This is a genomic window from Flagellimonas alginilytica, assembly GCF_042134605.1.
Taxonomy (GTDB): Bacteria; Bacteroidota; Bacteroidia; order Flavobacteriales; family Flavobacteriaceae; genus Flagellimonas; species Flagellimonas alginolytica.
On the sequence record NZ_CP169638.1, the window covers coordinates 1,868,154 to 1,889,417 of the forward strand.

Sequence of the window (21,264 nt, forward strand, 5' to 3'; positions counted from 1 at the left end):
AGTACACTATCGATGGGTCTCGAAAATTGGACTATTAAAATGTACGTGTTTTAGGTTATCATTACAGATTTGCTCATTTTCTTATCTCCTACAGATATTCTATAGATATATTTTCCAGTGGACAAGCTATCGCGCATTCGCTCACGTATATTGATGTCCACGGCACCTTCCAACATCATTTCATTGAACAGGGTGCCTACACGTTGTCCCAAAATATTAAAGAGTTCAATATCTACATGGGCTGAAACGGGCATTTCCAGATGGATATATGGGTCTCGAGGTGAGGTTGCCGGATATATGGCCGCGTGTTCAATGGTATCCAAAATATCGATATTGGGGTCCATTGGATCTTGACTTGGCGGGGTTTCGGGCAAGGTAGGCGGGTCGTTGTCCATGGCAATGTCATCAAAAACTTCTCCGCTACAGTTAAACCCTAGGTCGATAGCTTGGTAAGGATGTCCCAATAAGTGCTGTTCAACAGATTCCCTGGGAACACAAAGCCATTCTGCCAATACGGTGCCATATAGATTTCTAAAATCCATGGTATACTCCAAATTTCCCCGATTATTGGGCTCATCTAAAGATGGGTGGTCGCCAACAAAAGCGCTTCCGTTCAATCCGGAGCCAAAAAATAAAGTGGGTGCTGCTTTTCCGTGGTCGGTTCCATTGGAACCGTTTTCAAAAATCCGTCTTCCAAATTCGGAAAAGGTCATGCTCAAAACCTTATCGTCTTGTTCGGTAAAAGCTAGGTCCTCATAAAAATTGTTGATGGCTACGGAAAGATTGGACATTAAGCGTTCGTGAACTTCGGGTTGGTTTCCGTGAGTATCAAAACCTCCCATGGAGATCATATATACTTTGGTTCCTAAATTTCCTTTGATCAAACGTGCCAAAAGCGCCAATTGACGTGCAAAACCATTGTCTTGATATTCTACTTGGTTTTGTCCGGCCATGTATGCATCATGGATAGTACCTGCATATTCGTATGTGGTATTGGCCACTCCGCGCAGGAACCTGAGTTGGTCTCCGTACATACAATCGTCAAAAGGAGCATTTTCTATATCATAAAATGTACCTGTTTCTGCAATTTGCTCCAATTGTTCCACATTGTTGGTCACAAAGGCATAGTTGGTTTCTTCTCCTTGAAAGACCAAGTTGGCCAGGTTGCCAATTTGTATGGCTGCTGGGGAAGGTGGCGGGGCAATCAGGTAGTCGGGATACAGCTCTTCAAAATGCCTGCCCATCCATCCTGTGTTTTCTCCTGAGAATCCTGTTGTGGTTAGATCGGTGTTGGCAAAAATATCCGATCCCGTAAAGTGGGAAAGGCTTTGGTTTTCGTAACCTACGCCATGCACGGCCTTAAATTGTCCGTCTCCCCAAAGGGATTCTAGGGCGCTCATATAAGTGGGCACCCCAAAATCGTCGGTAAGTTTTAAGACCTTACTTTCGGGGATATAGATATTGGGTCTTGCATTGGCATAAGTATCATATTGTTGAATGGGAATTACAGTACTGAGACCATCATTCCCTCCGGATAATCGAATAAGGATCAAAATATTGTCGGTTTCGGCCGCAGCAACTGCTGCCGTAAGTGGGGATGGCGCTGATGCCGAAATCATATGGCTTCCTAAAAACATGGATCCAGAACCGGCTATACCAAGTGCCTGGATAAATGATCGTCTGCTCCATTTTTTATGTTCCTGATCGTGGCCTTTGTGTTCAAGGCCTTTGTGTGGGGATGTATCGTGGGTGTGGTGATTATCGCACATGGTGTGGGGTTATTTGAGTTGAAATTCGGGCTCGCGGGATAAGTGACGCAATAGAAGATAAACTTGAGACGGTCCTGTTTCCCATCCAAGTAAAGTCCACGAAGGCGTTGTTCCGCCTTCGTAATAATTTATGTCCACATCGCTCCTAAACGCTATAAATGCTCTATCGTAGTCGGCATCGGTGAGTAAGCCTTTTGGTAAAAATTTATCGATAATGGGCCTGGCCACTTCGTCTGGGTTGTTGCTTGTGAGCCCGGCATTGCCAGAAAGCGAGAGACCCAAATCCCTGAATTGTTCGGGATTTTCTTGATAAAACCTTTGCAGGAACATCTCAACGGTCAACCACCGTCCAATTATAAAATTAGTGTTGATCCAGGTCCGATCACGTTGCCAGCCTTCCACTTCGGGCGGTTGAAAAAAACGCTGTCCGATCAACGAACAGGAATCGATCATGTTCAGTATGGTGCCATCGTCATACGTAAACCCAGTTTCTTTTAATAGGTTGAAATAAAGATCGGCCGGACTTTTTATGATTACACCTATTGCAGTTTCGTCGAAAAAGTGTTGGCTCTTAAAAAGTTGACGGAGTACAGGGGCAATTTCGAAGCCACTATTGATAAAAGTCTGTGCCAGACCGTCGATAATCTGTGGAGCAATCCCGCCATCATCGTTTGTAGAATCTGGATGGACAAAAAACTCATAAAGTTTTTTACAGATGAACCATCCAATCTCATCGGGTCTTTGGTTAAACAGTATGTCTATTACGTCATCATAGCCCCAATTGCCCGTTTGCCCGAAAATAGTCTTGTTGTCCGTATTGAATTCCGAAGGGTCGAAAGTGACCTGGGTACACCCTTCTTCTCCTCTTTCGGTATAACCGGACAATGCTTTGGAGGTTTCGATAATATCCTCTTCGGTGTAATTATTTCCTTCTCCCAAGGTAAACAGCTCGTATAGCTCTCGGGCATAGTTCTCGTTCGGGTTGTTCCCTCGATTTCTTACACCGTCCAAATAATAGAGCATGGCACTGGTAAGGCCGATTTCACTGGTAAAGGTCTTAAAGTTGCCAAGCGCATTTCGTTGTAAACAATTGAGATAATAAAAAAGGAACTGTGGACAATCATAAGTTTCCAATTGGGTTACAAAGTGATTGCTCCAAAAGAAGCTCAATCTATCTAGCAGTTCGTTGTTTGCCAAGGCGTTTCCGTAGGCTGTGGTAAGCTCTTCGATGTGGGCTCTACGCATTTGCCGAGCCAAATCGTCATCGGCAGGGTAATCGGCATTATTCCAGTCTGCCCAGGCTGGGGCCGGAATCGGGAGAGCGGCAAGCGCTTGGTCCACCAAGCTGTCCACGAGTGGGCCAGCTGTTTGTCCAACAGCAGCAGCAATGGTTTGCACCGGGGCACTAAAACCTAGCCTTCGGTACAAATGGGCGGCACGCAACTCGTCCAGTGGAGTAGTGTACGGTGCCAAAGTTGAGGAATTACAATTGATAAAGTACTCCATAGCAATGTCTGGCGTTTATTAAGTACATAGTTTTGGGGCAACTATATGTTTATGCTAGTGTTGGTGTGGTTCAATTGAGCCAACAAATTACAATCTTAACGTTCTTAAGTCCACGAACTACCAAATTTTTCGACGAAATGCACAAAAAATTTACATTTTTACAAAATATATGGCTGAACACAACACATTTGGGATGCTCGGGGAGCAGAAGGCCGTTGCCCATTTAGAGGGGAAGGGATACAAAATATGTCATCGTAACTATCGGTATCTCAGTGCCGAGATCGATATTGTTGCCCAAAAGGACGATGTTTTGGCAATAGTGGAGGTAAAGTCCCGAAATACGGGTTTTTTGGAAGATATCTCAACGGTGATCACCACTAAAAAAATTAAACTTTTGACCATGGCGGCAAACCAGTATATCGAAAAAAATGATTTGGATGTGGAGGTTAGATTTGATGTGATTACCGTTGTAAAAAGAGGGCAGAAGTTTGAAATTGAACACATTGAAGGTGCTTTCTATCATTTTTAACCATTTGTTTGTTTTATAACAATGTGTTATTTTTGAATAAACTCTAACCAGAAATGAAAACAATATCTGCCGTAGTTGAGCACTACATCAAAAAAAAGCCGTTCTTGCAAACAGCACTGGCACAAGGGATCATTAACTTAACTTCTTTATCCAGACAAATAAAACCGGAAATTGCAGAAGAACTTGGAAAAGATGTTAAAGATGGCGCTATTGTAATGGCTCTTAAACGGCTTTCGGACGATCTGGAGTTTAGGGCCACACACAAGATTGTAAAAGTGCTCAAGAATATTGGGGAAATTACCGTTAGATCTAATTTATCCGACTATACGTTTTTGGCCTCCGATACTATTTTACAACAACAAGCACGACTCTTGGAAGAAGTCAATGCCAATCAAGATGTGTTTTATACTTCTTCGCGCGGTGTAAACGAAATCAACATTGTGATCAGCAATACAATGGACGGTATCGTGGAAAAGTACTTTAAAATGGAGCGCTGTACGCAAAAGGCCGAAGGACTTTCGTCGATTACCGTTAAACTGCCGTCCGATAACGTATCGGTACCAGGAATTTATTACTTTATTTTTCAACGATTGGCATGGGAAGGCATTGTGCTCTACGAAGTAATATCCACTACAAACGAGTTTACCATTTTGGTGAACGATGAACAAGTGGATGTTGCCTTCAAGACCATTAAAGATCTAAAATCCTTATAATAAGGTCAACTTTTCTGTGTCTAAACTAAAATCAATTCTTTATCGTTTTAGAAAAAGACACTTTTTGGAAAAATGACCAAAAAACGGATTTTTTACGGTTTCTTAGGCCTAATTGTACTGTATTTGTGCTATCTGGCCTATGTTTTTGTGCTATCCCCCAAGACAAATCTTCAATCCATCTACCTTATCCCAAAGGATGCCGTTTTTATTGTTGAATCGGAAAAGCCCGTGGAAAGTTGGGAACAGGTTAGTAAGTCCAGAGCCTGGCACCATCTTAAAAAGAACGATTACTTTTCAGACCTTACAGAAAATATCCAAAGGGTAGATACTGTTTTTAATGATAATCATAAACTGTTCGAGTTTTTTGACAATCGCTCCCTGTTCATATCCGTACATATGATATCCCCCAAAGACTATGGGATTTTTTATGTACTGGACTTAAAACGGATAGCCAAGCTACAATTGCTTAAGACATATTTGAACACACTGTTGGACGATGGCTATGTGCTTAGCAAACGTACCTATCAGGAACACGAGATATTGGAAGTTCACGATCGCGATAGCAAGGAAACCATGCATTTGTCCTTCATCAAAAATCAATTGGTGGCCTCTTACACGCACACATTGGTAGAAGCTTCAATAGATCAATATATGGAGCCAGTGTTGGGGCGGAACCTCAATTTTTTGGAAATCAATCAAAAAGTCGGGCACGAGGACCTGTTCCGGTTGTATGTCCAATACCATTTTTTTGACGATTACATTAAAATGTATTCCGACCGGCCGTCCGACTGGGTAATGCGCGTAAGTGAAAACTTTTTGTTTTCTGGGTTCTATTTTGATTTGGACAAGAACAGCACACTGACCGCCAACGGATATACCAACATAAGTTCGGTAAACGAATATTACCTTAAGGCACTTCAAAAATCGGGAAAGGCAAAACGTTCCATACCAGAAGTGGCCCCAAATAGCACAGCGCTTTATGTTAGCTATGGTTTTGATAGCTTTTCCGAGTTCTACAAAAATTTTGAGATGGTCCAGCAAAGCGACCCCGAACAGTTTGAAAGTTACCAAAAGGGCATAGCCAAAGTGGAAAAGTTCCTAAAAATCGATATCAAGGAAAATTTTGTGAGCTGGATAGGGGACGAGGTGGCCTTACTTCAGATACAATCTCACATTTCCAAAGGAAAAAATGATCTAGCGCTTGTCCTTAAAACCAATAATGCCGATAAGGCTAGGACCAACTTGGATTTTGTGGTGGAGCAGGTCCGCAAAAAAACACCGGTAAAGTTCAAAGCTGTTAATTACAAGGGGTACGAAATTAATTTTTTGTCCATCAAAGGATTTTTTAAAATGCTACTGGGCGGCAGATTTAATGAGTTCGATAAACCCTACTTTACCCAAATCGACGATTATGTGGTCTTTAGCGATAGCCCAAATACCCTAAAGGGCATAATAGAAAAGGTTACCGAAGGCGAAATTTTGGCAACTTCCAGTGAGTACATTGATTTTAATCAGAAATTCGATCCCGAATCTTCTGTTTTTATATATAGTAATGTGCCTTTGCTGTTTGATAATATGTATGCTTTGGCCGATGCGCCAACCAAACAGAAAATGCGCAAGAACAAGGATTTTATCATTTGTTTTCCGCAGATTGGATTACAATTATCGCCGAAAGATGATTTGTTCGAAAATAGATTGGTGCTAAAGTATGAGGATGTTGAGAAGGTGAAAAAACACCAGGTCTTGCCAATAACCGGTAACAATGCAACATCTAAAAGTAAAAATACTGCGACGGCCCAGACAACAGATGCGGTCTTTAACCTGAAACCCATATATCCGAACGATTTAAATGCGAAGACATTTATAAAAAAATACAACAACGGAAACGTTAGGTTCCAAGTGGAGCTCAAGGATGGTTTAAAACATGGCAAGTACGAAGAGTTCTACACCAACGGTACAAGAAAAATTCGCGGTCGTTTTCGTAAAGATGAACAGGTGGGCACATGGCGTTATTATGATGAGGACGGATTGCAAGTGCATAAAAAAAGGTTCTGATCCTTTAATAGCTTACCCACTACTTTGGTAATTTTTTGATGAGGTTTTCAAATTTTGAATATGCAGTCGTCTGCAATGGCGTAAACATCATCGCTTTTTTTAGGTTTTAGGGCATGGGTTCCAGTAAATTGTCCAAAAGCGGGCAATATCATTTTGTTCTCGGATTTAAAAAAGCAAGGCAACTTAACGTAATCCCGCCCTGGCCCTTTTAGTTTTATGGAAGGATGTATATGCCCACAAAAATTAAAGAGCCCTTTGCGATCTTCCGGATGGTGTGTAAAAAAAAACGAATCAATGGCAAGCTCCTGAAATTGGGAGACATTCACGTTTTGAAATTTTTCGGGGGCGATAATATCGTGGTTTCCTGTAATCAGCACAACTTCCGAAGGTGTTTTGCCCACCCAGTTTTCAAACAACTCCCACTCCTTGTTCAACGAAGAATGGAAGAGGTCTCCTAAAAAACAGATTTGAAAGGGTTGAAAATCGGCCACGATTTGATCTAAAAGGATAAAATTTTTATGGATTGCCTTTCGAGGAACGGCGGCGCCAAATTTCCGGAAATGGGATACTTTCCCCAAATGTACATCACTGATCAGCAATATGGATTTTTTAACCCAAAACAATCCACCCAAAGGGTGTAGATGAAATTCTTGGCCTTGTATTTGGATTTTTTCGATCATTCTAACGAAGCAACAAATTTAACCAATTGTAATTTTGAAACGAGAGGGGCAAGTGCGGAAACTATTTTAAAAATTATCGATCAGAAGCGGTGTTTTGTCTCTTCGACTACGCTAAATGTCCGGGCCATGTGAGTGTGTTCGAACTTTATTTGGTCAATTTCTCCACCATTCGTTTAATGCGATCTGCCAATTTTTCATTGGACAGCTTCTCCCGCAACCGATCTGTAATGATCGGGAAAGATAGTGGTGTAGGTTGAGAACATTTTTTCCAGACTATTTCTTGCTGTGTGATCCGTTCCAGTGCCAAACGTAATCTTCCTTCCTCCAATTGATGCTCAAAAGTTTCAGTGAAAGCTTGTTGGTACAACAAATTATCGTCTTCAAAATCACGGAAAACATCAAAAAGTAATTCTGAACTACTTTGCAGGTGTTTCATTTTTATTCCTTTATCGGGGTAGCCCGTAAAGACCATGCCGCTGATTACGGCAATATCTCTAAATTTTCTACGCGCCATTTCGTTGGAATTTAAACTCTTTTGAAGATCGGACAACATATGTTCCGGCGTAAAAAGGTTATTGTCCAGAATCTCCTGAATATCGATTTTCCTGTCCGAAAGTAATTCAAAACCGTAGTCGTTAAAGGCCAGGGAGCAGGTAATCGGGCTCAATAAACTGATACGGTATGCCAACAGGCTGCTCATGCCTTCGTGGATGGCCCTGCCTTCGAACGGATAAAACATGTGATGATGACCATCTCGTGTCTCAAAGGTTTCTATCAAAAATTGATGCGGTTGGGGCACTAGACTTTCTTCCCTTTGTTTGGTGAACATTGACTGCAATGCCCGGATTTCTTTCGATTGTTTTGAAGACTCCAACTCGGCCGTGTAGAGTTCTTGCCGTAATAGTTCGGACATTTTTGCTGAAAAGCTCAGTCTTCCACCCATCCAACTGGGTACTTTGTTGGTCTTTTTTTTGGAATTGCGCACGTGTGCCGACATCCCCTTTATTCGAATAAACTCCAAATTTCGACCAGCAAAGGTAAAAACATCCCCAGGACTCAATTTGGAGATAAAGTACTCTTCAATACTACCGATATACCCTCCCTTTTGATAGCGGACCGATATGGTTGCGTCCCCAACAATGGTTCCGATCTGGAAACGATGGCGCATGGCAACGGCCCTACTGTTTACTTTAAATTTACCATCTGTTTCAATTTCAACTTTTTTGTATTCGTCGTAGTTCTTTAGGCTTTGGCTGCCCATTACCAAAAAATTGAGTAGCCACTGCCACTGTTCTTCCGATAGGCTCTGATAACAGAACGTTTGTTGTATCTCGGGATAGATTTCAACAGGATAAAACCCATCGGAAACGGCCAAGGTGGTCAAATATTGAAGTAGGACATCAAAACTGTTCAGGTAAGGGATGCGATCTTCCACAGCATTGTTGAGTACTGCTTTTTGCATGGCCGAAGCCTCCACCAGTTCAATAGCGTGCGTGGGCAAAAAATGGATAACACTTTCTTTTCCAGGTCGATGTCCGCTCCGCCCGGCGCGTTGCAAAAAACGGGCAACCCCTTTTGGTCCTCCAATCTGGATCACCGTTTCCACAGGGGCAAAATCCACGCCAAGGTCCAAACTCGATGTACAGACAACGGCCTTGAGACTTTCGTTGCGAATGGCCTGCTCTACCCAGAGTCTGGTTTCCTTGTTTATGCTGCCATGGTGCATGGCTATTTCCCCGGCGAATTCGGGATATTTTTCCAATATTTTCTGAAACCAGATTTCACATTGGCTTCGGGTGTTGGTAAAAAGTAACGTGGTCTTACTTTTTTTGATAATGGGTATCACATCATCCAATAAATGCAACCCTAAATGTCCGCGCCACGGGAAGGTTTCCATTTCTTTGGGAACAATACTTTTTACCGTAATTTTTTTGTTGAGGTCTGCCTTTACCAGTATCGAATTGTCCAGTTCGGGGGTAGAAGGGCCCAACAAAACCTCCCGAGCTTGTTCCAAATTACCTATGGTCGCCGATATGCCCCAAATACGAAGTTGATTGCATACGGTTTTCAATCGGGAAATGCCCAGTTCCATTTGCACCCCTCGTTTGGTGCCCAAAAGTTCGTGCCATTCGTCCACCACAATAGCAGAGCAGTTTTTAAAAGTTTTGGCGTACCCTTTGGATGAAAGTAAAAGTTGTAGGCTTTCGGGAGTGGTGATCAAAAGATCGGGCATGTTGGTCCTCATTTTTGCCCTATCCTTTGCCGAAGTGTCCCCGGTTCGGATACCGACGCTCATTTGTGTGCCCAGGTCTTGGGTTATCCGTTCTGCCGATTGTTTGATTTCTTGCGAGAGCGCTCGCAATGGAGTAATCCAGATAGCTTTTAGACCTTTCTTGTGCGTGGTTTTATACTCTGGGTTGTTTTTGATGTAATCGAGTACGATCGGAAACCAAAGGGCATAGGTTTTTCCGCTTCCGGTCGGGGCATTTAACAGACCGTGCTTGCCGTTCAAAAAGGCTTTCCATGTTTCTTTTTGAAAAGGGAACGGCTGCCATTTTTGTTCTTGGAACCATTTTTCGGCTATATGGAACAGATCGGACTCTTTCAGTGGTGAGATGCTTTGGATTGAAAAATACGAATTTCTTTACTGGGTTTGTGCCTTCAATTTTGCGATAAGATTTATATTTGTGCCACAAAATTTCAGATATGCCAATTTTAGATCTTTACGAGCACGGGGAAAAAAGAAAAAACCTGGCCCATTTTGCCACTTTGGCAAGTTTGGCTGCTGTTGATGGAGAAATCAATGAGAAGGAAATGGAAGTCCTTAAAAAGTTTGCCTTTAAGCTAAATATCAGCGATCAGGAATTTAAGGAGGTAATGAAGAAGGAAAATAAATATCCTATCGAAACTCCGCACAGTGGTGAAAAGAGGTACAAAAGGCTATTTGAATTTTTTCAAATTATTTTCTCCGATCACGATATTGATGATGAAGAGCGAAGAATAGTGGAAAAGTATGCGGTAGGTTTGGGCTTTTCTCCAAAGACCGCTGCTAACATCATCGATAAATCCATCAAGATTTTTACCGGAAAAATTCCGTTTGAGGATTATCACGAATTGGTGAAGAGAGATAGCTAGTAATTGGCCATAAATTCTTCTGCCTTTTCAACCATTTTTTTACTTCCACAGAAAAATGGTACCCGTTCGTGCAACTCCGTGGGCTGGATGTCCATGATTCTTCTAAAGCCATCACTTGCTTTGCCATTGGCTTGTTCGGCCAAGAACGCCATTGGATTGCACTCGTACAATAAACGTAGCTTTCCGTTATGCGCTTTGCTGCTTTTAGGGTACATATAAATTCCCCCTTTGATCATATTTCTGTGAAAATCGGAAACCAATGAGCCAATGTACCTTGAGGTGTATGGGCGGTCGCCTTCTTCCATTTGGCAATATTTTATGTAGTCTTTAACCCCTTGCGGAAAATGAATGTAGTTTCCCTCGTTCACAGAATAGATCTGTCCTGTTTCCGGGAATTGCATGTTGGGATGCGATAGGTAAAAAGTTCCAAGGGCAGGATTCAAGGTAAATCCATTTACCCCATGTCCGGTAGTGTACACGTACATGGTAGAGGTGCCATAAATTATGTAACCGGCAGCGATTTGGTTTTTGCCGGGTTGCAGAAAATCCTCCAAAGTAACCGGAGTGCCCACAGGAGTTACCCTTCTATAAATTGAAAAAATGGTTCCGACCGATACATTTACATCAATATTGGAAGAACCGTCCAAAGGATCTATAAGAACCACATACTTGTTCTGGTGTTGTTTGTCAAAACTGTTTATGCTTATAAAGTCGTCCTCTTCCTCCGACGCTATACCACAAACTATTTCTCTATTCTTTAGTGTTTCTATAAATTTTTCGTTGGCAAGTACATCCAATTTTTGTTGATTTTCCCCTTGGATATTCGTTTCTCCCGCAGCACCGATAATGTCCACGAGACCGGCCTTGTTTACTTCGTGGTTAACTACTTTGGCGGCTAAACGAATACCGTTGAGCAGTCTTGATAATTCCCCAGAAGTGTATTGAAAAGATTCTTGATTGGCGATGATGAACTCACCCATGGTGAGCCGTTGTTTGTCAAACATAGGAAAGGATGTTTTATTTAAGGACAAATATCGGGCATTTTGTGAAACTACAACGTTTTCGAGAATCTTTAATTGTGTATTTTTATAACTTTGAGTTTTATTTGTAACAATTATGGAATATACAATAAGGAAGGCTCGCATCGAGGATATGGAACAGGTACTGAATTTGGTGCAGGAACTAGCTGATTTCGAGAAAGAACCAGATGCTGTAGAAGTGACCAAAGACGACTTGGTCAAGGATGGTTTTGGTGAACAAAAAATGTTTCAATGTTTTGTTGCAGAAACCGAAAAAGGAATTGTCGGCATAGCATTGGTGTACCCAAGGTATTCTACTTGGAAAGGTCCCGTAATCCATTTGGAGGACCTTATTGTTTCCGAGAATATGCGAGGAACTGGACTGGGAACTGCATTATTAGATCAAGTGGTCAAGTATGGGGCCGAACTCGGTGTAAAACGAATCAGTTGGGAAGTGTTGGATTGGAACGAACCGGCCATCGATTTTTATGAGAAAAAAGGAGCCAATGTACTGCGGGATTGGGATGTGGTGCATTTGGACGAAGAAGGAATCAAAAATTATTTGGAGCGTCTGGACTAGACCAGAAAACTAGAAGATAAAGTACATGAGGATATTTAAGTTTGGAGGAGCATCCGTAAAAGATGCCGATGCGGTAAAAAACTTGGTCAACGTATTGCAAGAGGTTGGCCATAAGGATACCTTGGTAGTGGTATCGGCCATGGGAAAAATGACCAATGCCATGGAAAAAGTGGTGGAATGCTATTTTAACGATAAAAGAAATGTAAAGGAAACCATTCAAGAAGTTATCGAGTATCATCATACCATTGTATCGGACTTGTTTAAAAATCCAGAACATCCGGTATATGGGAAATTAAAAGTGTTGTTCGATGAGGTTACAGGTTTTTTAACTTGGAACAAATCACCCAAATATGCATTCGTGTACGATCAAGTTGTCTGCTATGGCGAATTATTGTCTACAACAATAGTGAGTGCCTATTTAAATGAGATAGGTATTGCCAATACATGGTTGGATGTTCGTACTTTGATAAAAACCGATACCAATTATAGGGATGCACAGGTAAACTGGGAGCGCACCCAAGAACAGGTGGATTCTTTGGTCGATCGCTCCAAATTGAACATAACCCAAGGTTTTTTAGGTAGCGACGACAATAACTTTACAACCACCTTGGGCCGGGAAGGTTCCGATTACTCGGCAGCAATTTTGGCATATTGCCTTAATGCCGAATCGGTGACTATTTGGAAAGATGTTCCCGGGGTTTTGAATGCGGACCCCCGGAATTTTGAGGAAACACATCTCTTGGAAAAAATTTCGTATCGCGAAGCTATTGAGCTTGCCTTTTACGGGGCCTCTGTAATTCATCCAAAAACCCTGCAACCTTTACAAAGAAAAGAAATACCCTTACAGGTTAAATCGTTTGTAAAGCCCAAGGATAACGGTACCATAGTTGGAAAAGGGAACGGTATAGAGCCAAAGATCCCATGCTTTATTGTAAAAAAGAACCAGGTTTTGTTAAAACTGTCGTCTCTCGACTTTTCTTTTATTGTTGAGGATAATATCAGTGAAATTTTTAAGCTCTTCCACGATCATCGACTTAAGGTAGATCTTATCCAGAATTCTGCCATTAGCTTCTCTGTCTGCTTGGACAACAAGTTCCGTGGGCTTCAGCCATTGTTGGAAGAATTAAAACGCAAGTTCAAAGTCGTGTGCCACGAAGATGTTTCCCTATACACCATACGTCATTTTAACAGTGATTCGGTCAAATCGTTGCAGAATGGGAAATCCGTATTGGTGGAGCAAAGAGGCAAAGAAACGGTTCAACTTGTTGTTAAATAAACCTTTGGGGATAATATTGGGTCGCTGAGGGCAATAGGCTTAATTTTCTATCTTTACCGTAGCTAAATATTATTTTTATGGGCTTGGTTACGGCTAAAGAGGTGGCAAAAGTTATCCATCTGGACAAATATGGCTTTTTGGGCACATTTGTAGGATGGCTATTAATGGTGGCCACCAGGATCAGCACCATCAATAGATTTTACGATAAAAACAAGAACCTTTCCGGCCCCGAATTTTTGGACACTATTCTGGAGCATTACGAGATCGATTTTGAGATTCCGGAAGAGGATATAAAACGGTTGCCCAAGTCCGGTCCCTATATCACTATCAGCAATCACCCTTTGGGAGGTGTGGATGGGGTACTTTTATTAAAACTACTTTTAAAGGAAAGGTCCGATTTTAAAATAATCGCAAACTTTTTGTTACATCGAATCGAGCCCTTGAAACCTTATATAATGCCAGTGAACCCTTTTGAAAACCATAAAGAGGCCAAGAGCAGTATTATAGGATTTAAGAACGCTTTGAAACATTTAAGGGATGGTCATCCATTGGGTATTTTTCCGGCAGGAGAAGTATCTACCTACCGAGATGGTCGTTTGGTGGTCGATAGACCTTGGGAAGAAGCGGCCATTAAACTGATAAGAAAGGCAGAGGTGCCCGTGGTCCCGATTTATTTTCATGCAAGGAACAGCCATTTGTTCTACCGGTTGTCCAAGATTGCCGATGTATTTCGCACCGCCAAATTGCCTTCGGAGCTAACATCGCAAAGTAGGCGGCCCATTAAAGTAAGGATAGGTCAGCCCATATCGGTAAATACGCAAAATGAAGAGAAAACTCTGGAGGATTTTACCGAGTTGTTGCGAAAAAAAACCTATTTGTTGGCCAACGTTTTCGAAAAAGAACGGTTTTTGGATAAGGTTCCTACCTCTTTAAAAATTCCAAAACCGCCAAAGAAAATTGCAACAGCTATCAATGCCAAAGTGTTGGAAGGTGAAATTGACAAACTACGGGAGAAGGATTGCCGTATGTTGGAGAGTAAAAACTATGAAGTGTTTTTGGCCCAGGCCAAGGATATGCCATTTTGTTTGAACGAAATAGGGCGCCAGCGCGAGGTTACCTTTAGGGAAGTAGGCGAAGGAACAAACAATGCCATTGATCTGGATAAGTTCGACTCGTACTATCACCATTTGTTTTTGTGGGACAACGATAACAAAGCAATTGTTGGCGCCTATAGAATGGGTTTGGGCTCGGATATTTTTAAAAACTACGGAATAGACGGTTTTTATTTGCAGGACCTTTTCCGATTTGAACCCGAACTGTACGGTATGATGGAGAAATCCATAGAAATGGGAAGGGCCTATATTGTGAAGGAATATCAACAAAAGCCCATGCCGTTGTTTTTACTTTGGAAAGGAATCGTGCATACGACCTTAAGGCATCCAGAACACAAGTATTTAATAGGAGGAGTGAGTATCAGCAACCAATTTTCCAATTTTTCCAAATCCCTGATGATCGAGTTCATGAAATCCAATTACTGGGATCCGTATGTGGCACAATATATTAGGCCAAAAAAGGAATTTAAGGTAAAGTTGAAAGATGCCGATAAGGAGTTTGTGTTCGATGAGACCCAGGCCGATCTTAACAAATTCGATAAATTGATCAGCGAAGTAGAGCCGGGGAGCCTACGGTTACCGGTATTGATCAAAAAGTACATTAAACAAAATGCCAAGGTAGTGGCTTTTAATGTGGATCCATTGTTCAACAATTCGGTGGATGGATTAATGTACATTCGAATTGCGGATTTACCGGAGAGCACGGTAAAGCCGGTTATGGAAGAGTTTCAAGCTGAATTGGAGCGTAAAGTGGCCGAAGGTAACGGAACCGTTGAAGTGGATTAGTCCACACCTACGGAATCGCTGCGTTTTTCGAACAATAAATTGTCTTTCCAAATACCATTGATCTTACCTATTCTTTCTCGTTTGCCAATGTAGCGAAAGCCAACTTTTTCATGAAGTTTTATGCTGGCCATATTCTCAGGAAAAATACCCGATTGTATGGTCCAAAAGCCAGCTTTTTCACTTTCGGTGATCAATTTTTGCATCAATAATTGGCCAATGCCCTTACCTCGGCTTGCATTGGCAATGTAAACGCTTACTTCACCAACACCACCATAAACACATCTGCTCGATACTGGCGAAAGCGCTGCCCAGCCCAGAATAGAACCATATTCCTCAGCGATTAACCTACAGTCTTTTACATGTGCTTCGTCCCACTGGTCAAAAGAGGGCGGTTGTGTTTCAAAAGTGGCAAATCCTGTGGAAATCCCCTCCCTGTATATATCGGACACATTGCTCCAATCCGAGGGCTTCATATTTCGCACTTTCATAAAGTCGGCTTTTATTATTGTGATATTACGATTAATAAGGCAATAAAAAAAACCAGATATACTGGTTTTTTAAAAATTTAAAACCAAGGCTTTTTACCCACTTGATAAGTGTTAAAAAACTCTTCATCAGATTTGGTAAGATAGATGATACCTTCAATAAGTCCAACAATTGCTACACCTAAAACAATGAAGCTTCCCACAACAAAACAAGCGGTTATGTATCCGATAACAGTAGCTCCCAACATTATGAAACCTTCTTTTTGGTAGCCTAGGATAAATTTATGAACCCCTAATTGTCCAAGTACAATGGCTAATATTCCGGCTAAAAGTTTCTTGTTGTCACCGGAATTCAAAGCTTCTTTGGCATTTTCGGTGAATTCGTTCGTGGTTTTTTTTGCTTCTTCTTTAAATTCTTTGGCTGCTTCTTCCGCTTTGTCACCAAAGTCCTTTTTTTCTTCTGACATGTTTATTTAATGTGTTGGTTAATGAGGGTTAAAAGTAGCAAATAAATCAATACCTATAGAAAAGCTTTATCAACAGGTTCCCAAAGTTCCAACTTGTTGCCTTCGGGGTCTAAAATCCATCCGAATTTTCCGTACTCGTATTCCTCTATTTCACCAACCACCGTAACCCCTTCTTCTTTTAGGGTTTTTAGAAGTTCTTCCAAATTTTCAACCCTAAAGTTCATCATAAACTGTTTTTCGCTAGGCTTAAAATATTCGGTTTTTTCGTCCATCGGACTCCATTGGGTGGAACAATCGTTGCCTTCCTTGTCCTTCCACCAAAAGGTACAGCCATATTGGTCGGTATTTAGTCCTAAATGGTTTTTGTACCAATCTTTGATTTTGTTTGGGTCTTTGCTCTTAAAAAAAAAGCCCCCCAATCCAGTTACCCTGTTTTTCATGATTTCTTAATGTTTTGTTCATACAAACCGATCCATTGTTGCGGGGTCATTTTTTGGCAAAGCTCTGCAACGAGATCATAAGGTATTTTGTTAATGTTCTTAAATCGGATGCAGCTTTTGCCCATATCCAATTTGGTGTCCACATGCTTAGGGTATTCGGTAACAAACCAATCATGTAAACTGTTGTCCGCATATATTCCGGAATGGTATAGTGCCACAAAGTTTTTTTGTGATGCAAGGTTGATAAAGGGCAAGGGTAACTTTGGATCCACATGATAGCCGCCGGGAAACATGGAATGGGGCACTACATACCCTATCATTTTATAGCTGATACATTCTTCGAAACCAGCAGGGAGATTGTTCTTTATGACTTCTCTTAGTCGGGAAATGACTTGTTTTCGTTCTTCCGGGAGTTTTTCAATGTACTCTTCCGGTGTTTTGGCATCTATCGTCATAATTTATCAGTTTTAGGGATTGCCAGAGCCAAAAGTTGAATGGATAAGGCTTATAAAGTTAACAAAATCTCTCCTTGATTTTATCAACAATGGTCTGTGCCAATTTTACTTTGCTCTCCACGGTCCACCCGGCAACATGGGGAGTCAATAACACATTGTTGGCCTTGCGCAGGTATTTAAAGGCCTTGGGTTTTTGAACAAACATGTTTTCGAAGGATTTTTTTTCGTATTCCAGCACATCGAGCCCGGCTCCAAGTACTTTGCCCGATTTTAGCCCGGCTACCAAATCCTTGGTTACAACACATTTTCCCCGAGCCGTGTTCAAAAGCCAAAACGGTTTGTGGAGCGCCTCGATAAATTCTGAATTTATCATGCCGGTGGTCGACTCGGTCTGCGGTACGTGTAAACTCACTACGTCCGAGCGTTGTTGAAATTCCATGATTCCGACCTGTCGCGCATTTTCATCCCCAACTCCTCCAATAATATCATAGCAGATTACCTCGACGTCGAATCCTTTTAGTTTTTTGGCAAAAGCCTTTCCCATATTGCCATATCCGATAATGCCCACGGTTTTGCCCTCCAGTTCAAAGCCCCTGTTTTGCTCCCGTTTCCATTTGCCTTTTCGTACCTGTCGGTCGGCCTTGCACATTTGGTTCAATAAGGCGAGCAACATGCCCAGTGTGTGTTCACCTACCGCATTGCGGTTGCCTTCGGGGGCAGAAGCCATAAAAACACCCTTGAACTTGGCATGTTCGGTATCAATATTTTCCAATCCGGCCCCGACCCTTCCAATAAATTTAAGGTTGGTGGCCTTATCCAAAAATTGTTGGTCTATGGTAAACCTACTTCGGATAATGATTCCATCGTATAAATGGATTTTTTTTTCGACTTCTTCCTTGGTCGATGTGTAATCTTCATCATTCTGGAAACCGAGCTCGGCAAATTGTTCAATTAGCAGCTCATGATTGGTATCGAGGTGGAGAACTTTCATGAATCAAATATACAATTCCTATATTTTTGGATAGTGGGTCTGTGTTTTTTCGTGCTGGACATTTCCAGTATGGGCGGTGCTCAATTTTTCAAAAAGGAGTACTTGTACCTCTTCGCCGTTTTTGGTCTTGGGGTTGTGTTCCACTCCTTTGGGCACCACAATAATTTCACCTTCGTTCACCACTTCGGTCCTATCTCGAAATTGCATGTAGAGGGTACCTTTGATCACTTGGAACAATTCATCCTCGTTCTCATGGGCGTGCCATACAAATTCACCTTGTATTTTGGCCAAAAGCACCTGCATATCGTCCACAATGGCAATTTGATGCGGATGCCACTGTGCGGAGAATTCGGCATGTTTTTGTTTTAGGTTGATGGGTTTCATGGCAAGATTTTATATTCCCAAAATTAATTTGGCGATCCAAAAATAGATCAAGATTCCAAAAATATCGTTGCTCGTGGTAATGAACGGTCCGGTGGCAATTGCTGGATCAATGTTTCTTTTATGAAGGAACAATGGTATAAATGTGCCGATCAGCCCTGCCACAACAATTACTACTATCAGCGATAGCGATATGGCCAAAGCGGTGGTAAAGGCATCTTTCCAGATCCAAGTGAACAATAAGAGCAGGATGGCTAGTATAAATCCATTGAGCAAGGCCAAAAGCATTTCCTTTAAAAGGTGGTTTCTCATGCTTCCTTTTAGGTCGTCGTTCGCGAGACCTTGCACTACTATGGCGCTGGACTGTACCCCAACGTTTCCGGCCATCGCAGCAATTAGGGGAGTAAAAAAGAATAAAACTGCGTGTTTGGAAATCATATCTTCAAAAGTTCCCATAATGGCCGCAGCACCAAGTCCACCAAAAAGACCTAAAATTAGCCAAGGCAGCCTGGCCCGTGTGAGTACCCATATGCTATCGCTCACTTCAACGCCTTGGGAAATACCTGCCGCCATTTGGTAATCCTTATCGGCTTCTTCACGTATTACATCTACAATATCATCGATGGTAATGCGCCCGACCAAACGCCCGATTTCATCAACCACGGGTATGGCCTCCAAATCGTATTTGGACATAATTCTGGCCACTTCTTCTCCTTTTTCGTTCACGTTTACGGAATCTACCTTTGGGATATAGATATCTTTTATGTGACTTTTGGTTGGAGCGGTGAGCAAATCTTTTAGGGACAATCTTCCTTTTAATTTGCCTTCGTCGTCCACCACATAAATGGAATGTACGCGGGTAACATTCTCTGCCTGGGCGCGCATCTCCTTAACGCAAGAGGTCACGGTCCAGTTTTCGTAGACTTTTACCAATTCTTTGGCCATAAGTCCACCTGCGGAATCTTCCTCGTAGCGCAAAAGATCTACAATATCTTTGGCGTGTTCCCGATCTTCTATCTCGGAGATAACTTCTTGAATAATTTCCTTGGGAAGCTCGTTTATGATGTCCGCGGCATCATCCGTATCCAATTCCGAAAGTTCGCCGGCAATTTCTTTGGCTGTTAGATTTTTAAGTACGGCCTCCCGGATATCCTCGTGCATTTCGGCAAGGATGTCCGATGTTTTTTCACTGTCCAGCAGTTTTATCAGGTAGGTGGCCTCATCAACTTCGAGTTCGTCCGCAATTTCCGCAATATCGGCATAGTGGAACTCCTTCATCATGGTTTGGAGCTCACCATTGTTCTTGTTGGCGATCAGTTCCCTGATTTCTGCTAAAAGGTCGTCTGTGAGTTTAAACGGGGTCATTGGCTATCTTCTGTGTCAACGTTATAAAATCGGCCACACTAAGCTGTTCCGGGCGTTGGTCAAAGATAGTATTCTCTTTTAGATTATCGGAAAGGTTGAAGATTTTAAGACTGTTTCGGATTGTTTTTCGTCTTTGGTTAAAAGCTGTTTTTACTACTTTAAAGAAGAGGCGCTCGTCGCAAGGGAGGTTCAATTCTTTTTTTCTTGTGAGTCTCAATACTCCGGAATCCACCTTTGGCGGAGGATCAAAAACTCCGGGAGGAACGGTGAATAGATATTCGGCATCGTAATAAGCTTGTACCAATACGGATAGGATACCGTAGGTTTTACTGCCCGGTGCTTCACAGATTCTTTTGGCCACCTCTTTTTGGAACATACCGGAAAATTCGGGTATTTGCTGTCGCATTTCCAACATCTTAAAAACTATCTGACTGGAAATATTGTATGGGAAATTCCCGGTAATGGCAAATTGCTCTTCGCCATATAGTTGTTTTAGGTCGAACTTGAGGAAATCCGCCTCGATAATATTGAGGCGATCGTTGTTTTTTAAAATAGAGGCATGTTCCAAAGGAAAACTGTGGTTTAGGTAAACAATGGACTCTTCATCAAGGTCCATGGCCACAAGGTCTAAATCCCTTTGAAGCAGATATTTGGTGAGAACACCCATGCCAGGGCCTATTTCCAGTACATTTTTATAACCATCCAACGACAGTGTCTCAGCAATCTTTTTTGCGACGGACTCATCTTTTAAAAAATGTTGCCCTAAGTGCTTTTTTGCTTTTACAGCACCATCTATTTGTTCATTTTTTTGGGGATGACGGTTTCCGTTATTGTATTTTTTCCTCTTTTTTTTGGGCACTGCGGGTTTTTTTGCAAGTTAGTTGGAATTTTTGATATAGATCCAAGCTTCATCTCCTGATTCCAATAGGAATTTTTCCCTTTTGTATGCATTTGTTTCGTAAATGTCCGCTTTTAGTAGGTCGGTATCACTTACTTCATAAGCCATGCCTTTTACTTTGTGTTCGGGATCATTGGTGTTGATGACCAACGGATAACGGCCATATACGGCATTTTCGATTTTCTTGAAACCCAATGCGGTGTCGGGCTTTCCATTTAATATACGTCCAAAAATGTACTCTTGTACCTGGGTATCTTGTAAGGTTCCGTAGGAAAAAATAAACTCCAAATTTTTAAGGTATTTGTTGACTTACCACTTCCAGCTCTGTTCTAAAGGCAACAAATTTGTTGGGAAACATTTTTTGGGCGTCGGCACGCAGGCGGTCCGCGTCCTCCTTATAATAGGCTTCCAATGTGGACCTATTCTTTGTGGTATATTGTATGGAGTAGGTAATGCCACCCATATCTTCTTCTACCAGCACCTTTACCATTTTGGCATGTGTAAATTTGCCCGTTGCCAGCATATCCGGCACATGTTTGTCCTTCATCCACTCCAACCATTGTTCGTGCACGGTATCGTCTATGTTAATGGTAACGTTATATATGAGCATTTTACTTTTTTT

The 21,264-nt window shown here is 41.9% G+C and carries 22 protein-coding genes; 7 read left to right on the forward strand and 15 right to left on the reverse strand.

Going from position 1 to position 21,264, the window contains the following annotated elements:
• Positions 1–50: 50 nt before the first annotated feature.
• Positions 51–1,769 (reverse strand): DUF1501 domain-containing protein, encoded by a 1,719-nt coding sequence (locus ABTP35_RS08290; protein ID WP_293297375.1) that lies wholly within the window; start codon positions 1,767–1,769, stop codon positions 51–53.
• Between the two features lie 9 nt (positions 1,770–1,778).
• Positions 1,779–3,275 carry a DUF1800 family protein gene (locus tag ABTP35_RS08295; RefSeq protein WP_252078791.1) on the reverse strand — a complete coding sequence of 499 codons (1,497 nt, stop codon included), beginning with the start codon at positions 3,273–3,275 and terminating at the stop codon, positions 1,779–1,781.
• 169 nt (positions 3,276–3,444) lie between these two features.
• On the opposite strand from ABTP35_RS08295, the gene ABTP35_RS08300 reads away from it, so the two are divergent.
• The 3 genes from ABTP35_RS08300 to ABTP35_RS08310 all read left to right on the forward strand — a co-directional run bounded on the left by ABTP35_RS08300 (position 3,445) and on the right by ABTP35_RS08310 (position 6,572).
• Positions 3,445–3,804 carry a YraN family protein gene (locus ABTP35_RS08300; protein WP_252078792.1) on the forward strand — a complete coding sequence of 120 codons (360 nt, stop codon included), beginning with the start codon at positions 3,445–3,447 and terminating at the stop codon, positions 3,802–3,804.
• 53 nt (positions 3,805–3,857) lie between these two features.
• The gene (locus tag ABTP35_RS08305; RefSeq protein ID WP_224835708.1) at positions 3,858–4,517 is read left to right on the forward strand and encodes an aspartate kinase; all 660 of its coding nucleotides are present in this window, start codon (positions 3,858–3,860) and stop codon (positions 4,515–4,517) included.
• 72 nt (positions 4,518–4,589) lie between these two features.
• Positions 4,590–6,572, forward strand: coding sequence for a DUF3352 domain-containing protein (locus ABTP35_RS08310; protein ID WP_293297369.1), 1,983 nt, complete (start codon positions 4,590–4,592; stop codon positions 6,570–6,572).
• 47 nt (positions 6,573–6,619) lie between these two features.
• Here the strand turns inward: ABTP35_RS08310 and pdeM are convergent, their stop codons facing one another.
• On the reverse strand, positions 6,620–7,252 hold the full coding sequence (gene pdeM, locus ABTP35_RS08315) for a ligase-associated DNA damage response endonuclease PdeM (protein WP_224835706.1): 633 nt from the start codon (positions 7,250–7,252) through the stop codon (positions 6,620–6,622).
• A gap of 145 nt (positions 7,253–7,397) precedes the next feature.
• The gene (locus tag ABTP35_RS08320; protein ID WP_293299108.1) at positions 7,398–9,860 is read right to left on the reverse strand and encodes a ligase-associated DNA damage response DEXH box helicase; all 2,463 of its coding nucleotides are present in this window, start codon (positions 9,858–9,860) and stop codon (positions 7,398–7,400) included.
• 98 nt (positions 9,861–9,958) lie between these two features.
• Between ABTP35_RS08320 and ABTP35_RS08325 the strand changes: the two genes are divergently transcribed.
• Complete coding sequence (locus ABTP35_RS08325) at positions 9,959–10,387, forward strand: TerB family tellurite resistance protein (protein WP_224835705.1); 429 nt, start codon at positions 9,959–9,961, stop codon at positions 10,385–10,387.
• On the opposite strand, the gene fbp is transcribed toward ABTP35_RS08325, so the two are convergent.
• Positions 10,384–11,391 (reverse strand): class 1 fructose-bisphosphatase, encoded by a 1,008-nt coding sequence (gene fbp / locus ABTP35_RS08330; protein ID WP_224835704.1) that lies wholly within the window; start codon positions 11,389–11,391, stop codon positions 10,384–10,386. The genes ABTP35_RS08325 and fbp overlap by 4 nt on opposite strands.
• Positions 11,392–11,503: 112 nt before the next feature.
• Between fbp and ABTP35_RS08335 the strand changes: the two genes are divergently transcribed.
• From ABTP35_RS08335 to ABTP35_RS08345, 3 genes are all read left to right on the forward strand, one after another.
• Positions 11,504–11,986 carry a GNAT family N-acetyltransferase gene (locus tag ABTP35_RS08335; RefSeq protein ID WP_224835703.1) on the forward strand — a complete coding sequence of 161 codons (483 nt, stop codon included), beginning with the start codon at positions 11,504–11,506 and terminating at the stop codon, positions 11,984–11,986.
• Between the two features lie 25 nt (positions 11,987–12,011).
• Entirely contained in the window at positions 12,012–13,262 is a 1,251-nt protein-coding gene (locus ABTP35_RS08340; protein WP_293297362.1) for an aspartate kinase, read from the forward strand.
• 77 nt (positions 13,263–13,339) lie between these two features.
• Positions 13,340–15,160, forward strand: a complete 1,821-nt coding sequence (locus ABTP35_RS08345) for a lysophospholipid acyltransferase family protein (protein ID WP_224835701.1) — start codon at positions 13,340–13,342, stop codon at positions 15,158–15,160.
• Here ABTP35_RS08345 and ABTP35_RS08350 read toward each other — a convergent pair.
• The 10 genes from ABTP35_RS08350 to ABTP35_RS08395 all read right to left on the reverse strand — a co-directional run bounded on the left by ABTP35_RS08350 (position 15,157) and on the right by ABTP35_RS08395 (position 21,252).
• Positions 15,157–15,648 carry a GNAT family N-acetyltransferase gene (locus ABTP35_RS08350; RefSeq protein WP_293297358.1) on the reverse strand — a complete coding sequence of 164 codons (492 nt, stop codon included), beginning with the start codon at positions 15,646–15,648 and terminating at the stop codon, positions 15,157–15,159. The two genes, ABTP35_RS08345 and ABTP35_RS08350, sit on opposite strands and share 4 nt — an antisense overlap.
• Before the next feature lie 77 nt (positions 15,649–15,725).
• Positions 15,726–16,112 carry a TM2 domain-containing protein gene (locus ABTP35_RS08355; protein ID WP_224835699.1) on the reverse strand — a complete coding sequence of 129 codons (387 nt, stop codon included), beginning with the start codon at positions 16,110–16,112 and terminating at the stop codon, positions 15,726–15,728.
• 53 nt (positions 16,113–16,165) lie between these two features.
• Positions 16,166–16,552, reverse strand: coding sequence for a VOC family protein (locus tag ABTP35_RS08360; protein WP_252078797.1), 387 nt, complete (start codon positions 16,550–16,552; stop codon positions 16,166–16,168).
• Positions 16,549–17,007: a DUF1801 domain-containing protein gene (locus tag ABTP35_RS08365; RefSeq protein ID WP_224835697.1), complete on the reverse strand. Its 459-nt coding sequence runs from the start codon at positions 17,005–17,007 to the stop codon at positions 16,549–16,551. The genes ABTP35_RS08360 and ABTP35_RS08365 overlap by 4 nt, the downstream gene beginning before the upstream one ends.
• Positions 17,008–17,065: 58 nt before the next feature.
• Entirely contained in the window at positions 17,066–17,998 is a 933-nt protein-coding gene (locus tag ABTP35_RS08370) for a 2-hydroxyacid dehydrogenase (RefSeq protein ID WP_293297351.1), read from the reverse strand.
• Between the two features lie 18 nt (positions 17,999–18,016).
• A complete protein-coding gene (locus tag ABTP35_RS08375) occupies positions 18,017–18,382 on the reverse strand; it encodes a cupin domain-containing protein (RefSeq protein WP_224835695.1) in 366 nt (121 codons plus the stop codon).
• Positions 18,383–18,391: 9 nt separating this feature from the next.
• Positions 18,392–19,744, reverse strand: a complete 1,353-nt coding sequence (gene mgtE / locus ABTP35_RS08380) for a magnesium transporter (protein WP_224835694.1) — start codon at positions 19,742–19,744, stop codon at positions 18,392–18,394.
• Positions 19,731–20,603, reverse strand: coding sequence for a 16S rRNA (adenine(1518)-N(6)/adenine(1519)-N(6))-dimethyltransferase RsmA (gene rsmA, locus ABTP35_RS08385; RefSeq protein ID WP_375334172.1), 873 nt, complete (start codon positions 20,601–20,603; stop codon positions 19,731–19,733). The genes mgtE and rsmA overlap by 14 nt, the downstream gene beginning before the upstream one ends.
• 18 nt (positions 20,604–20,621) lie before the next feature.
• On the reverse strand, positions 20,622–20,930 hold the full coding sequence (locus ABTP35_RS08390; RefSeq protein WP_293297347.1) for a gamma-glutamylcyclotransferase family protein: 309 nt from the start codon (positions 20,928–20,930) through the stop codon (positions 20,622–20,624).
• A 4-nt stretch (positions 20,931–20,934) separates the two neighbouring features.
• Positions 20,935–21,252 carry a DUF4286 family protein gene (locus ABTP35_RS08395; RefSeq protein ID WP_224835691.1) on the reverse strand — a complete coding sequence of 106 codons (318 nt, stop codon included), beginning with the start codon at positions 21,250–21,252 and terminating at the stop codon, positions 20,935–20,937.
• Positions 21,253–21,264 lie beyond the last annotated feature (12 nt).